Genomic DNA, 13,739 nt, shown 5'->3' with positions numbered 1-13,739 from the left:
TCGTGCCGTTGGCTTTGTCCATGACGCGCTTGAACTTCTCGAAATCGGGAGCGGTGATGCCCATCGAATAGAAGTTCGACGATTGCTGCGGCTCGGCGAAGAAGGCGAGCAACTCCTCGTCGCTGTAGTGCTTGTGAAGCGCCGTGGACAGCTGGTGGCGCGAAAGCGCGCGCGCGATCTCCATGGTGCCCGTCGTATCCATGTTGGCGGCGATGATCGGGATGCCGTGGTATTTCTTCTTCGAGTGCAGAAACTCGTAGCTGCGGGCGATATCGACCTCCGAACGCGAGGTGAGCGTCGAGCGTTTCGGGCGGATGAGTACGTCCTTGAAGTCGAGTTTGATGTCCTGTTCGATGCGCATGGGTCTTCCTTTACCGTTTTATTGCAACCCGCAACCATCGCATATTGCGCGGCGCAACTCAACCGGAATTCTGTCGAGCGGAGCTCGCGACGGTTGTTTCATCTGTGTGAGCAGCACGTCGCGTGCGGTGCGGAACTCGGCCAGTCGGGACTCCACCGCCTCATGCCTGCCTGCGGACTGAAAATCGCGAAGCTCGCGCACGAGCGCATGCACCCGCTGGTACTGACGTTCGACTTCCTGAAAGGCCGGGTGGTTGCAATAGCGCTGGTGCCCCTCGCTACGCAGCCACGCGCACGCACTGCCGTTCGGCAGCTCGGGCCGTGGTGGTGCGTCGTGCTTGCCGGCGAGGTAGGCGTCCACGCTCGCCAGCCAGGCCCGTTGCTCGGTGCGGGCGTAGAGCAACGGCTGCGGGCAAGCGCGCGGCTTCGGTGAATCCGTCCGGTTCGGACGGCGTGACGTCGACGGCCGCGCGGCCGGGTAACCTTCTGGAGACGAGCACGGGGCTGGACGGCTTTGTCCTGCCTCAGACGAAAAACAACGCCGGAAACCAGAATGTTGCCTCGCTGCTGCCCTGGTCGCTGACCTCGCTGAATCTGGCCGGCAAGCATGGTGACATCCTTGGCAACGGTCTCGAAATCTGGACCGCCGGGGTGATCAGTATCGGCAAGCAGAGCGATACGGATACGCGCTTTACGACCTCCGGCATTTCCATCGGCGCCGACCAGCGCCTCGGCGAGGGGCTGACGGTCGGCATCGGCGCGGGCTTTGGCCATGAGCGGCAGAAAATCGGTGACAACGGTACGCGCAACGACGGCGACAGCTACTCCTTCGTCGCCTATGGCAGCTATCAGCCGACGGACGCGATCTTCTTCGACGGCCTGGTCGGGTACGGCGACATCGATTTCGATTCGACCCGTTACGTCACCGCACTCGGCGACAAAGCCCGCTCCGCGCGGCGCGGGGCGCAGTGGTTCTCATCGCTGAGCGGCGGCTACGACTACCTGATGGGCAAGTCGCTGCTTTCGACCTACGGCCGCTTCGATCTCGTCTCCACCCGTTTGAAGCGCAGCACGGAAACAGGCGGCGGGATCTACAACCTGACCTACTTTGAACAGAATACGTCGACGAAGAAGCTCTCCATCGGCGTGCGCGGCGAGACGCAGATCGAGTGGTCGAGCGGGAGCGCCCGGCCCTATTTCCGTGTCGAGCTTCAGCACAACCTCGATACGCCGGGATCGGCAGAGATGGCCTATGCCGACCAGCTGCAGACCGTCTATGAACTCGATATCGACGGCGTAGACCGGAATACGCTGGTGCTCGGTCTGGGCAGCGATCTCCTGCTGTGGAAGGATCTGAAGCTGGGCCTCGGCTATCGCTACAGCCACGGGTCGGAGTCGACGCGCGTGCATGCGCTGCGCTTCGACCTGAGAAAGGCGTTCTGAGATAACGCGCGGCAGTCAGGCCGATCGCTGCAGCCAGGCGCGTACTCGCTCGATGGTTTGCTCGACCGGCGCCCGCGGCGAGACTTCCAGCCCGAGGTTGCGCGCGATCGCGTTGACCCGGGCGGGATCGAGCGGGATGCCGCCGCGGTCGATGGCGGCGATCAGTTGTCGGGCGCGGTCTGTATCCGATGGTGGTTGAGAACGGCGGAAACTGCGGCGAATCCAGGTCAGCATGGCGTGGCGTGTTTTCGACGGTGGGCGAAGCCGCATCATCGCACGGTTTGCGCTGACCGCGCGGCGGCGGCACTGATTGTTCCTTGGGCGGGTAGGAGCGCAGCTTCGCTGCGCGAAAACGGCGTTTCTTCGCGAGCTGCCGCAGGGTGTGCAACGCCCGACGTTGCGCACCGCTCCAGCGTCATTTCCGCGTGCGTACCCCAAGGGTACTTCCTTCGGGGCGCAAATGAGATTTGCGCACCCTACCGCGCTGATCGTTCATTGGGCGGGTAGGAGCGCAGCTTCGCTGCGCGAAAACGGCGTTTCTTCGTGAGAACACGCCCATTCGCCCGGTAAACCGGGCCCCTGCGAAAACCGCGGCGACCTTGCCGCCGGATGCACCTCTACACTACGATTCGCTTCCCATGCGTACCGATTCGATCCAACAACTCCGCCTGCGTCTGCGCGATTGCGGCGCCAAGTCCTGCCACGAACAGCGCGTGTTTCGTGCCTGGCTGCAGGCGCGGCCGCTTGACAGCGGCGCGCGCCGGCATCGTCCCGAGGACTTCCTGCCGCTCGGCATCCGCAACGCGCTGCCCGAGCTGACCGCCGAACTCGACGGCCTGGCGCGTGTGCGCTCCGAGCACGCCGGCAACGACGGTTCGGCACGTCTGCTCGTCGAGCTGGCCGACGGGCAGACGGTGGAGAGCGTGCTTCTGCCGCGCGACGGCGTCTGCGTGTCGACGCAGGTCGGCTGCGCGGTCGGCTGCCTGTTCTGCATGACCGGGCGTGACGGCTTGCTGCGCCAGGTCGGCAGCGCCGAGATCGTCGCCCAGGTGGTGCTGGCGCGCCGCCGTCGGCCGGTGAAGAAGGTTGTCTTCATGGGCATGGGCGAACCGGCGCACAACCTCGACAACGTGCTCGACGCGATCGATCTGCTCGGTACGGAAGGGGCGATCGGCCACAAGAATCTCGTCTTCTCGACGGTCGGCGACCGGCGCGTCTTCGAGCGCCTGCCGCAGGGCCGCGTCAAGCCGGCGCTCGCCTTGTCGCTGCATACGACCGACGCCGAACTGCGCGCTCGCCTGCTGCCGAAAGCGCCGCGCATCGCCCCGGACGAACTGGTTGCCCTGGGCGAAGACTACGCGCGCACGACCGGCTATCCGATCCAGTACCAGTGGACGCTGCTTGAAGGCGTGAATGACGGCGAGGCCGAAATCGAGGCGCTGATCCAGCTGCTTTGCGGCAAGTACGCGATGATGAATTTCATCCCCTTCAATGCCGTCGAGGGTTTGGCTTTCCGGCGGCCGGCGTGGGAGAAAGCGCAGGCGCTCGCCGAACGCTTGCGTCGCCACGGCATCATCGCCTGCCTGCGCGATTCGGCCGGGCAGGATGTCGATGGCGGCTGCGGGCAGTTGCGCGCCCGCAGCCTGTCTGTGATCAGCAGCGGAAGCGGCTGACCAGCGCGTTGAGTTCGCCGGAGATGCGTTCCAGGTCTTCGGCCGTCTGCGCGGTCGAGTGCATCGCCGCCGTGGTTTCCTCGACCATCGTGGCGATCTCCTCGACCTTTTGCGCGATGCTGTCGCTGGCGACGCTCTGTTCCCTGGTTGATTCGGCGACCTCGCGCACACGGTCGAGCGTCGATTGCGCGCCGTCCTTGATCCGGCGCAGCGTATCGGCGGCCTGCTCGGCGGCCTCGACGCCGGTAGCGACCTGCGGCAGGGCGGAGTTCATGACGCCGACGACTTCGACGGTTTCGGCCTGAATGCCCGCGATCTTCTGCTCGATCTCGACGGTGGCCGTTGAGGTGCGTTCGGCCAGCTTGCGCACCTCGTCGGCGACGACGGCGAAGCCGCGTCCCTGTTCGCCGGCGCGCGCGGCCTCGATGGCGGCGTTGAGCGCGAGCAGATTGGTCTGCCCGGCGATTTCCTTGATCACGCCGGCGATCGACGAAATCTGGTTGGCGCGCTCTTCGAGCTTGTGGATGCGCTGCGAGGCGTCATTCACGCTCTCGGCGATGCTGTGGATCTCGCGCGAGGCGGTATCGACGCGGCCGAAACCTTCTTCCGAGAGCTTGACCGAGCTGATCGAGTTTTCCTGCGTTTCGCGCGCATTGTCGGAGATGTGGTTGATGCTGACCGTCATCTCCTCGATCGCCGCCGCCATCGACGCGGTGGCGTCCGACTGCTTCTGCGACGCCGTGGCGACTTCGCGCGAGGCGGTGCTGATGCTCTCTGCGCCCTTGGTCAGGTTGTCCGAGCTGTGGCCGATTTCCGTGACCATGGCGCGGATCGAGCCGACCATGTGGCTCATGGATGCGAGCATGCTGCCCGCCGGTGCCGAGTGGACGCTTACCGTCAGGTCGCCTTCTGCGGCGCGCGACATCAGCCGGATCGCCTCCGACGGCTCGCCGCCGACCTGGCGCAGCACGCCGCGCGAGATGGCGAGGCCGAGCCCGCCGATCAGCAGGATCAGCACCCCGGCGATGGCCAGGTCCGAGATGAGGCGCGTGCGGAAGTCGGCGTCGATGTCGTCGATGTAGACGCCGGTGCCGAGCACCCATGACCACGGCTCGAAGAGCATCACGAATTGCAGCTTGGGCACCGGCTCCTTCTGGCCGGGGCGCGCGGTCATCGTCGTCATGTTGTCGCCGCTCGGCGTCTTCTTGACGACGGCGAGGATGTCCTTCCACGTGTAGTTGCCCTGCGGATCCTTGATCTTCTCGAGCATGTTCTGCCCGATGCGCTCCTTGATCGGGTGGTAGACGCCGACGCCCTCGGTCGTGAACGAATAGACGTATTCCGACTTGCCGTCCGCGCCGCCGTAGCGGATCTGGCTGATCGCCTGCGCTGCAGCCTTCTTGGCGTCTTCCTCGCTGAGCGTGCCGGCCGCAACCTGCGCCTGATAGCCGGCGAGCGTGGCGTGCGTCGCTTCGAGGATCGACTGGATGACTTCCTTGCGACCGTTGAGCAGGTCGGTCTTCATCTTGAAGGCCGAAAAGACCGTCAGGCTCAGGAGGCCGATCAGGGCGGCGACTACCAGCAGCGCGATTTTCGTCTTCAGTTTCATGCGATCCAGCATAGCGTTCTCCACTTGTTCCCATTAAACATGCGCAAACCCATGCAGGCGCAATGGGTTTCAGGGCGGATTATAGGCTCCGTTCTGAGTAGTCTGGCAGCGTGCTGTCGAGCCAGTGCAGGAGGATGGCGAACAGCACGTCCGGGTTGAACGGCTTGGTGAGAAAGTCGTTCATGCCGGCCTCCAGGCAATGGCGACGATCCTCGGTAAACGCGTTGGCGGTCATCGCCAGGATCGGCGTTGTCGCGTAGCCGGGAGTGGCGCGGATCAGGCGCGTCGCGACCAAGCCGTCCAGGCGCGGCATCTGCATGTCCATCAGGATCAGCGCGTAGTCCGTTTCTTGCACGCGGCGGAGCGCATCCTCGCCATCCGCCGCGGTGTCGACGCGCAGCCCCGATTGTTCGAGCAGGAAACGTGCGATTTCGAGATTGACCGGCTCGTCGTCGACGATAAGGATGCGGCGGCCGTGGTGGCGGTCGAGGAGCTGCCGCTCGGCGTTCTCGCTGCCCGCTTCCGACGCACTTTCGTCCTCGGCACGGCCGATCTGCAGACGTGCCGTGAACCAGAAGACGCTGCCGGCACCGGGCAACGTGTCGACGCCGACCTCGCCGCCCATCAGTTCGGCCAGGCGGCGCGTGATGGTGAGGCCGAGACCGGTGCCGCCGTACTTGCGCGTCGTCGAGTTGTCCGCCTGTTCGAAGGGGTGGAAGAGGCGCGGCAGGGCGTCGGGCGCGATGCCGATGCCGCTGTCGCGTACTTCGAAGCGCACGCGCACCTCGCTTTCGCTTTTGTCGAGGAGGCGGGCGCGCAGGATGACGTAGCCGGTTTCGGTGAATTTCACGGCGTTCATCGCGTAATTGAGCAGCGCCTGCTGCAGGCGCACCGGGTCGCCGCGCAACGTGGCGGGGAACTCGGCGCACTCGATGTCGAGCCGCAATCCCTTGGCCCGCGCGCGTTCGGCGACGATGGCGCTGACCGTGTCGAGCAGGTGGCAGACGTTGACCGGTGCGTTGTCGAGCGCGAGTTTGCCGGCCTCGATCTTCGAGATGTCGAGAATGTCGTTGATGATTCCGAGCAGGTGGCCGGCCGAGGTGTCGATCGTCTTCAGGCGTTCGGCCTGTCCGGGCGTCACGCCCTCGCGGCGCAGGATGTTGACCATGCCGACGATGCCGTTCAGCGGCGTGCGGATCTCGTGGCTCATGTTGGCGAGGAAAGTGCTCTTGGCGATATTGTGTGTGGCGAATGCAGCCGCAGCGCCGCGCTGGAACAGATCGGCGACGTGCGGCGGCAGGATTTCGTCGTAGCGGCGGCCGAGGAAGACCTCGGGCGGCGCCAGCAACTGATCGACGCCGGGCGCGTGCGCCGCCAGGTAGCGCCCGCCGCGGTCGTTAGTGAAGATGAGATCGGGGATGGCGCTGATCAGCGCCTTGTTTTCGGCTTCGCTGGCGCGCAGCGTGTGGCTGGCCAGCCCGATGACCGTTCCGCGTGCCATCACTTCCTTGACCGGATTGGCCACCAACTCGCGTGTTTTCGCATTGATGATGTTGAAGACCTGCGCCAGTTGCAATCCGCACGCCTCGTCGACCGTCCATCCGGTCATCTGTTCGGCGGCGAGGTTCATGCGCGTAACCCGTCCGGCGGGATCGGTGGCGATGATGGCGTCCCCGATCGAATGCAGCGTGATGGCGAGGTTTTCTTCGCTCAGGCGCTGTTTTTCCGCGCTGACTTCGCGCTCCGCGAGCGAGGCTGCCAGGTCGGTACGCATGCGCTCGAGTGTGGCCGCCAGGTCGCCGATTTCATCGTTGCGTGTCCACACCAGAGGTCGTTAACGACACGCGCGGTGGATAGATCGACTCGCCCGACGGGTTCTCCGTCAAAGTAAAGTCGGCGCGTTTCGCGCAGCAGCGTGTCGCTGTCGGCGGCTGGACGCTGGTTGCGCACGATGATCTCGTCGTCCTCGTCGCGAACGATGATGCTGACCACGTCCGGATTGTCCATGCTGGCGTCAACGAGCTTCTGGGTTGTCTGAATGTCGGTCGCCCACAGCGCCGTTGCCAGAGCGTGCTCAAGCATGTCAGCGTATTGCTGCATCGGCGCGCGAAGCCGCGATTCGAGGTGGTCCTCGTAACGCGTGAGCATCTGGATACTGGTGAATACGACGGCGGGCAGGAGAATGCCCAGCGCGGCGCCTAGCTGCAAGGACCGGTGCATTGATTGCGACGGCGGTTTCTGATGCCAGAGACGCATGCTTCTCCTTGGTGGCAACGGTTTGGGCCGGAGCGTTCACTGAGATGCAGACAAAAAGACACGGCGGACAGGACGCCTTCGCCGGACCCGGTGTTGTCGTTGGTGTCGGGGCGGGATGAGAGACGGGCGTGGCGGCGTTTAGCTTCGTTATAGATGCCAAGCGGCTGACATTCAAAGCGGCATGGGCAGCGTCTGCAACGGGGTGCAGACGTGCCGGTCGTCAGTTCCCGAGACTGGCGATGACGATTTTGATGCCAGCCGCGCGCAGCATTTCGGCGTCTTCGCCGGAGATGCCATCGTCGGTGATCAGCGTGCTGATGCGCGACAGCGGCAGCGCAACGTGACGGGCCTTGATCGAGAACTTGCTGCTGTCAGCCAGCACCACGATTTCGTCGGCGCGATCCTTGAGACTCTCGACCGAGCGCACCAGCAGCGGGTGCGATTCGAGCAGGCCGGCGCCGCTGATTCCCTGGGCGCCCAGGAACAGCCGCGAGGCGTAGAAGACCGGCGTCACCTCGCCGGGTGAAAACACGATTCCCGGCTCGCGATGAAGTTCGCCGCCCGAAACGACCAGGTGGCAAACGCCATGCTCGAAGAGGTTGGCGGCCACCGGCATCGAATTGGTGAAGATCCGCAGGCTGCGCTTGACCAGGCGCTGCGCGAAGAGAAAGCACGACGTTCCTCCGTGGATGATGATCGAATCGCCGTCGCTGCACATCTTCTCGGCCTCGATGGCGATCGCCTCCTTGCGGTCGATGTGCAGGACGCGATTGACCTCGAACGGCTTGGCCGAGATTTGCTCGGACGTCACCTCCTCGGCGAGCGTGATGCCGCCGAACACCTTGCGCACCTGCCCGGTCTCGTGAAGTTTGGCGATGTCGCGCCGGATCGTTGCCGGTGATGCGTCGAGGATCTTGAGCAGGTCCTTGACGGTGGCGAACCGCCGTTTGGCAAGGAATTCGACGATCAACTCGAGGCGCTCAGTTTCGTTCATCTTTTCGTTCATTCAGTTCCGATGCCGATCAGTCAAAATTGGTCGTTATGTGATTGCGCGTCGTCAATAGCGGTTGTTTGATGATTTTATGTGAGTCAATGTGTCAAAAGATTCTTCACAAAATTTGTTTTGGTGGCTTATTATAGTCACAAATGATTGTTTATGAGCATGTGTCGCGAGATTGTCCGCTTGCCGTCCCGACGCGGGCGATGCGCGCGGACGGTTGGCAGCAAGGGGGGGGGCGGCGCAGGAGTTCGGGGTGCTGTCCGGAGGGGTAGGTGTCATGACATTTGAGATGTATTGCATGCGAAGACAAAAGACGATGCGAGAATGGCCGTTGGCCGGCCGCTGCAGGACAGGCGCGGGCGCGTCGGCGGTGCGGAGGCGGGGATGAATTACCTGGTCGAATTGATCGGGGTCTCGAAATCGTTCGGGGCCTACGAGGTGCTCAAGAATGTCAATTTCAACGTGCGTCCGGGTGAAGTGCACGCCCTGCTCGGCGAAAACGGCGCCGGCAAATCGACGCTGATCAAGATCATTGCTGGGGTGCATGAACCGAGCAGCGGCGAGATCCGGGTCGAGGGAAAGCTCGAGTCCTTCGCCTCGCCGAAAGAAGCGTGCAACTGCGGCATCGCGACGGTGTACCAGGAAATGCTGCTGTTTCCCGAGCTGACCGTGACCGAGAACATCTACCTCGGGCACGCGCCACGGCTGGCGTGGGGCGGCCTGGACTGGGAGCGCATGAAACGCCAGGCGCGCGCACTGCTCGATTCGCTCGACAGCCACGATCTGGACGAGGACGCCGTCGTCGGCACCCTGTCGGTGGCCAATCGCCAGCGCGTCGAGATCGCCAAGGCGCTGTCGCAGGACGCCAAGATCGTGGTGATGGACGAGCCGACGGCGGCGCTGGCGGAAACCGACGTCGAACGCCTGCTGATGGTAGTGCGCCGCCTGCGCGAGCGTGGCGTCGGCGTGATCTACGTCAGCCACCGCATGCCCGAGATTTTCGCGATCGCCGATCGGGTAACCGTGCTGCGCGACGGCAGCCACATCGGAACCCGGGCGATCTCCGAGGTCAACCAGGAGATGCTCGTCTCGATGATGGTCGGGCGCTCGATCGAGCAGCTCTTTCCGAAGGTCGCCGCCGATCTCGGGCCGGCCGTTCTCGAAGTGCGCAACGTCAGTTACCACCAGCGCGTGCAGAACGTTTCGCTGCAACTGCGCGCCGGCGAGATCCTCGGCATCGCCGGCCTGGTCGGCTCGGGGAGAACCGAACTGGCGCTGACGCTGTTCGGCATCACGCCGGCGAGCGAAGGACAGATCCTGGTCGATGGCCGGCACGAGGTGATCGACACGCCGCGCCGCGCGCGCGATCTGGGCATCGCCTACATTCCCGAGGATCGCGGGCTGCAGGGGCTGATCCGCCCGCAGACGATCCGCGAAAACATCGCGCATGCCATCCTCGACCGCATCGCCCGGGCGAGCTTCGTCGACCGGAGCAAGGAACGGACGCTGGCGGCGCAGGCGATCAGCCAATTCTCGATCAAGGCACGCGGGCCCGAACAGACCGCGGGAACGCTGTCGGGTGGCAACCAGCAAAAGGTGGTGATCGCCAAGTGGCTGGGAACGACGCCGAAGATCCTGATCATGGACGAGCCGACGCGCGGTATCGACGTCGGCGCCAAGTCGGAGATCTACGCGCTAATGAGCAAGCTGGCTCAGCAGGGAATGGCCATCATCATGATTTCCAGTGAGTTGCCCGAGGTCCTCGGCATGAGTGATCGCATCCTGGTCATGAGTGACGGTCGCATGGTGGCCGAGCTGACGCGCGAGGAAGCGACCCTTGAATCGATCGGCGCGGCGATGACGCGTGGCAAGCATCAGGTGGAGGCAGGGCAATGAGCAATACGTCGTCGGAAAGAGCCGATACGCCGCTTTGGGGGCGCCTCAAGAAAACGATGCGCACCTACGGGCAGGAAACCGTGGTCCTGTTCGCGCTGGTTTTCCTGGTCGTGGTGGTCGGCTTGAGCAACCCCAACTTTCTGAGTGCGACCAACCTCAACAACATCGTCTCGGGTAACGCGTACGTGGCGGTGGCCGCGATCGGCATGTCGATGGTCATCCTGCTCGGACACATCGACGTCTCGGTCGGCGCGCTGATCGGCGTGCTGGCGAGCGTCTCCGGGCTGCTGGCGGTGGGCGGCGCGCCGATATGGGTGGCGTGGTGCGCGCCGCTGGTGATCGGTGTCGTGGTCAATACCGTCGTCGGCGTGCTGGTCGCCTACGCGCGCATACCGGCGATCGTGACGACGCTCGGCGTCCTCTCGATACTCAAGGGGGGCTTGATCACGGCCACCGCCGGCGTCTGGATCAGCAACCTTCCGCCGGATTTCCTGATCGCCCAGTTCCGTCTCTTCGGCGTTCCGTCCCCGGTCTATTTCATGGTCATCCTGACCGCGATCGTCGCCGTGTGGATGCGCTATTCAGCCCTCGGGCGAGCCATCTATGCGTCGGGCGGCAACCCGGAGGCGGCGCGCACCGTCGGCATCCGACCCGAACGCATGACTGTCTTTGTTTTTGCGCTGCACGGCTTCTTCGTCGGAATTGCCGCCGTCCTGTTCGGCACGCAACTGCAGGTCATCCAGTCGACGGTTCCTAGCAACCTCGAACTGACGATCATCACCGCGTCGGTCATCGGGGGCGTCTCGATCCTGGGCGGACGCGGAACGGTCGTCGGCTCGACGATTGCCGCCGTGTTTTTCGCGGCCGTCAGTTCGGCGCTGGTCTTCATGAACATTTCGGCCTACTGGCTCAGAGCGGTTCTCGGGCTGTTGATCCTGGCCACCGTGCTCGCCGACGCGATGCGCCGCCGTCAATTTCAATAAAGCGGAGATTGCAACTTGTCCTTTCGCAAATTACTACGCCACGAGAGCATTCTGGCTGTCTTGCTCGTCCTGGCCCTGGTCGCGTCCTCGAACCTTTCGGATCGTTTCCTTACCATCGACAACCTGCTCAACCAAGGCCGTATGATGACCGAAGCGGGGATCATCGCGGTGGCGATGACGTTCATCATCGTTTCCGGCGGAATCGACCTGTCGGTCGGTTCGATCCTCGGCCTGTCCGCCATCGTCCTGGGCATGGCCTGGAAGGATCTCGGCCTGCCGCTACCGCTGGCGATGCTGTTCGCCGTGGCAGTCGGCTGCGTGTGCGGCGCGATCAACGGCATCATCATCATCAAGTCGAAGATGCCGCCGATGATCGCCACGCTCGGCACGCTGGCCCTCTACCGCGGGCTCGCCGAGGGGATCAGCCAGGCGCGCTCGGTGCGTGGCTACCCGGAGTGGTTTTACGTGCTCGGGCAAGGCGAACTCGCCGGCATCCCGACGCAGCTCTGGATCCTCGGCCTCGTCGCGGCCGCCGGCGCCATCGTGCTGGGTTTCACCACCTTTGGCCGGGTGACCTACGCCATCGGCTCGAACGAGACCGCCGGCCGCTTCTCGGGCATGCCGATCGATCGCGCCAAGTTCTGGATCTACACCTTCTCCGGGCTGATGGCTGGGGTGGCGGCGACCATCTTCGTTTCGCGCGTGTCGACAACGCGCTCGGACATGGGTACCGGCATCGAGATGGACGTCATTTCGGCGGTGGTGCTCGGCGGGACGAGCATCTTCGGCGGTCGCGGCACGATGACCGGGACCATTCTCGGGCTGCTCCTGATTCAGACGCTGAAGAATGGACTCACGCTGGCCGGCATCAAGGGCGACGGGACGATCATCGTGATCGGCGCGATCCTGATCCTGACGATCCTGGGCAGCAACCTCTTCGATCGGCTGCGCCAGAATTGATTCACCGGGTGTCTTGGCGGCGGGGCTGCACCCCGCCAAATTGTTGCAAAACTTGGAGGTAATTATGAAAAGAAATCATGTAAGCACGGGTAAGAACGTTGCCGCACTCGTTCTGGGCTTGTTGGTGATGAGCGGCGTGGCGCAGGCCAAGGGATGGACGGGCGGCGATGATCTGCCCACGTCTCCGCTCGCCTGCGACGCCACGCCGGCCAACGTGGCGGCCAAGCCGTACGACGGCGGCACGGTCAAGAACGCGCCGGATCTCAAGGGCAAGCAGGCGTCGATCATCGACGTGCCCAAGCTGATCGGCATCGGTTACTTCAACGCGACGGCCAAGGGCGTGGCCGAAGGCGCGAAGGACCTGGGCAACGTCACCGCCAAGACCGATGGCCCGACCAAGGCCAATATCGACGATCAGATCACGATGATCGACAACTACATCACCAGCGGTGTCAACGGAATCCTGTTTGCCGCCAACGACCCGGTGGCGATCGCGCCGGTGCTCAAGAAGGCGATGTCCAAGGGTATCCACGTCGTCGGCTACGACTCCAACTCCAGCGTCGATGCGCGCGAGTGGTTCGTCAACCAAGCGTCGTTCAACGGCGTTGCCAAGGCGCTGATGGACAATCTGGCCAGCCAGATCGGCGAGGACGGCGCCTTCGCCATCGTCACCTCGACCTTCACGACGCCGGTTCAGGCGCGCTGGATCGCCGAAATGGCCGCCTACACCGAGAAGTGCCACCCGAAGATGAAGTGGCTGGAAACGGTCGAGGCGCAGGAAGACAACATCCTCTCGTTCAACCAGGCCAACACGCTGATGAACAAGCACGGCAAGACGCTCAAGGGTCTCATCGGCATGACCTCGGTGGCGACGCCGGCGGCGGCCGAGGCGATCACCCAGACCAACAAGTGCGGCCAGATCGCGGTCACCGGGCTGGCGCTGCCGAACTCGATGAAGCCTTACGTCAACAAGGGTTGCGTCAAGTCGGTCGTGCTCTGGAATCCGTCCGACCTCGGCTATGCCGCCACGCAGGTCCTGCGCGCGGCGATCGACGGCACGCTCAAGCCGGGTGCGACGTCGGTCAAGGCCGGCAAGCTGGGCGAGTTGCAGATCGTCAACGGCAGCGAAGTGCTGCTCGGTTCGCCGACCGTGTTTACCAAGGACAACATCAACCAGTTTGACTTCTGATCAGCAGGCGCTTGATGCCTGATCGCCGGTCGCTTGGTTGACGTCCGGCGCGAGTTCGCCGAAGGCCCGTGCGCAGATAGCGTACGGGCCTTCGTACGTCTGGAGGCGAAAGATGAGGTGCGCGTCAACAAGAAAGCCTCGCCGGCGCGAGGCGCGGCGGGGCTGGCGCAGGGAGTGAAGCGCCGCGTTCAGCGGTCGCTGTGTTCCGCTGTCGTGCTCGTTGCCTGCCAGCCGCCGCCGAACACCTTGTACAGATTCACGGCGTTGCTCTGCCGCGCCAGCTGCGCCGTGATCAGCGACTGTTGTGCCGAGATGCTTGTGCGGAGCGCATCAAGCACCGGCTGGTAGCTGTCGACGCCCTTCTGGTAGC

13 protein-coding genes and 1 pseudogene are annotated in these 13,739 nt (G+C 64.0%); 6 read left to right on the top strand and 8 right to left on the bottom strand.

Annotated features, from left to right (window positions below; translation table 11 throughout):
• Together KBA32_RS13505 and KBA32_RS13500 are read right to left on the bottom strand one after the other, a co-directional pair.
• The coding region (locus KBA32_RS13505; RefSeq protein ID WP_294359761.1) for a hypothetical protein at nt 1-361 on the bottom strand (361 nt) is incomplete at its 3' end.
• An 18-nt stretch (nt 362-379) separates the two neighbouring features.
• Nucleotides 380-763 (bottom strand): hypothetical protein, encoded by a 384-nt coding sequence (locus KBA32_RS13500; protein ID WP_294359758.1) that lies wholly within the window; start codon nt 761-763, stop codon nt 380-382.
• Between the two features lie 50 nt (nt 764-813).
• Between KBA32_RS13500 and KBA32_RS13495 the strand changes: the two genes are divergently transcribed.
• Nucleotides 814-1,803 carry an autotransporter outer membrane beta-barrel domain-containing protein gene (locus KBA32_RS13495; protein ID WP_294359757.1) on the top strand — a complete coding sequence of 330 codons (990 nt, stop codon included), beginning with the start codon at nt 814-816 and terminating at the stop codon, nt 1,801-1,803.
• A gap of 15 nt (nt 1,804-1,818) precedes the next feature.
• Here the strand turns inward: KBA32_RS13495 and KBA32_RS13490 are convergent, their stop codons facing one another.
• Nucleotides 1,819-2,037, bottom strand: a complete 219-nt coding sequence (locus KBA32_RS13490; protein ID WP_294359755.1) for a hypothetical protein — start codon at nt 2,035-2,037, stop codon at nt 1,819-1,821.
• A gap of 404 nt (nt 2,038-2,441) precedes the next feature.
• On the opposite strand from KBA32_RS13490, the gene KBA32_RS13485 reads away from it, so the two are divergent.
• The gene (locus KBA32_RS13485) at nt 2,442-3,476 is read left to right on the top strand and encodes an RNA methyltransferase (RefSeq protein WP_294359753.1); all 1,035 of its coding nucleotides are present in this window, start codon (nt 2,442-2,444) and stop codon (nt 3,474-3,476) included.
• Here the strand turns inward: KBA32_RS13485 and KBA32_RS13480 are convergent.
• The 4 genes from KBA32_RS13480 to KBA32_RS13465 all read right to left on the bottom strand — a co-directional run bounded on the left by KBA32_RS13480 (nt 3,457) and on the right by KBA32_RS13465 (nt 8,335).
• On the bottom strand, nt 3,457-5,085 hold the full coding sequence (locus tag KBA32_RS13480; protein WP_294359751.1) for a methyl-accepting chemotaxis protein: 1,629 nt from the start codon (nt 5,083-5,085) through the stop codon (nt 3,457-3,459). The two genes, KBA32_RS13485 and KBA32_RS13480, sit on opposite strands and share 20 nt — an antisense overlap.
• Before the next feature lie 79 nt (nt 5,086-5,164).
• A complete protein-coding gene (locus KBA32_RS13475; RefSeq protein WP_294359749.1) occupies nt 5,165-6,859 on the bottom strand; it encodes a response regulator in 1,695 nt (564 codons plus the stop codon).
• Complete coding sequence (locus KBA32_RS13470) at nt 6,796-7,341, bottom strand: hypothetical protein (RefSeq protein ID WP_294359747.1); 546 nt, start codon at nt 7,339-7,341, stop codon at nt 6,796-6,798. The genes KBA32_RS13475 and KBA32_RS13470 overlap by 64 nt, the downstream gene beginning before the upstream one ends.
• Nucleotides 7,342-7,561: 220 nt before the next feature.
• Entirely contained in the window at nt 7,562-8,335 is a 774-nt protein-coding gene (locus tag KBA32_RS13465; RefSeq protein ID WP_294359745.1) for a DeoR/GlpR family DNA-binding transcription regulator, read from the bottom strand.
• 390 nt (nt 8,336-8,725) lie between these two features.
• Between KBA32_RS13465 and KBA32_RS13460 the strand changes: the two genes are divergently transcribed.
• The 4 genes from KBA32_RS13460 (at nt 8,726) to KBA32_RS13445 (ending at nt 13,369) form a co-directional block, all read left to right on the top strand.
• Nucleotides 8,726-10,237: a sugar ABC transporter ATP-binding protein gene (locus KBA32_RS13460; RefSeq protein ID WP_294359743.1), complete on the top strand. Its 1,512-nt coding sequence runs from the start codon at nt 8,726-8,728 to the stop codon at nt 10,235-10,237.
• Nucleotides 10,234-11,220: an ABC transporter permease gene (locus KBA32_RS13455; protein WP_294359741.1), complete on the top strand. Its 987-nt coding sequence runs from the start codon at nt 10,234-10,236 to the stop codon at nt 11,218-11,220. The genes KBA32_RS13460 and KBA32_RS13455 overlap by 4 nt, the downstream gene beginning before the upstream one ends.
• Nucleotides 11,221-11,235: 15 nt before the next feature.
• Entirely contained in the window at nt 11,236-12,180 is a 945-nt protein-coding gene (locus tag KBA32_RS13450) for an ABC transporter permease (RefSeq protein ID WP_294359739.1), read from the top strand.
• 64 nt (nt 12,181-12,244) lie between these two features.
• The gene (locus KBA32_RS13445) at nt 12,245-13,369 is read left to right on the top strand and encodes a substrate-binding domain-containing protein (protein WP_294359737.1); all 1,125 of its coding nucleotides are present in this window, start codon (nt 12,245-12,247) and stop codon (nt 13,367-13,369) included.
• A gap of 188 nt (nt 13,370-13,557) precedes the next feature.
• On the opposite strand, the pseudogene KBA32_RS13440 reads toward KBA32_RS13445, so the two are convergent.
• Nucleotides 13,558-13,739 (bottom strand): annotated as a pseudogene (locus KBA32_RS13440) (TolC family protein); the annotation flags it as partial.

The sequence above is a fragment of the Propionivibrio sp. genome (assembly GCF_017995515.1).
Classification (GTDB): domain Bacteria; phylum Pseudomonadota; class Gammaproteobacteria; order Burkholderiales; family Rhodocyclaceae; genus Propionivibrio.
Note: the sequence above shows the minus strand (reverse complement) of the source record. Positions and strands in the feature narration are given on the sequence as shown.

Excerpts from the sequence above, each read along its gene's own strand:
- KBA32_RS13455 (WP_294359741.1), top strand. The coding sequence starts at position 10,234 with ATGAGCAATACGTCGTCGGAAAGAGCCGATACGCCGCTTTGGGGGCGC.
- KBA32_RS13485 (WP_294359753.1), top strand. The coding sequence starts at position 2,442 with ATGCGTACCGATTCGATCCAACAACTCCGCCTGCGTCTGCGCGATTGC.
- KBA32_RS13465 (WP_294359745.1), bottom strand. The coding sequence starts at position 8,335 with ATGAACGAAACTGAGCGCCTCGAGTTGATCGTCGAATTCCTTGCCAAA.
- KBA32_RS13480 (WP_294359751.1), bottom strand. The coding sequence starts at position 5,085 with ATGAAACTGAAGACGAAAATCGCGCTGCTGGTAGTCGCCGCCCTGATC.
- KBA32_RS13490 (WP_294359755.1), bottom strand. The coding sequence starts at position 2,037 with ATGCTGACCTGGATTCGCCGCAGTTTCCGCCGTTCTCAACCACCATCG.
- KBA32_RS13460 (WP_294359743.1), top strand. The coding sequence starts at position 8,726 with ATGAATTACCTGGTCGAATTGATCGGGGTCTCGAAATCGTTCGGGGCC.
- KBA32_RS13470 (WP_294359747.1), bottom strand. The coding sequence starts at position 7,341 with ATGCGTCTCTGGCATCAGAAACCGCCGTCGCAATCAATGCACCGGTCC.
- KBA32_RS13445 (WP_294359737.1), top strand. The coding sequence starts at position 12,245 with ATGAAAAGAAATCATGTAAGCACGGGTAAGAACGTTGCCGCACTCGTT.
- KBA32_RS13475 (WP_294359749.1), bottom strand. The coding sequence starts at position 6,859 with ATGCGTACCGACCTGGCAGCCTCGCTCGCGGAGCGCGAAGTCAGCGCG.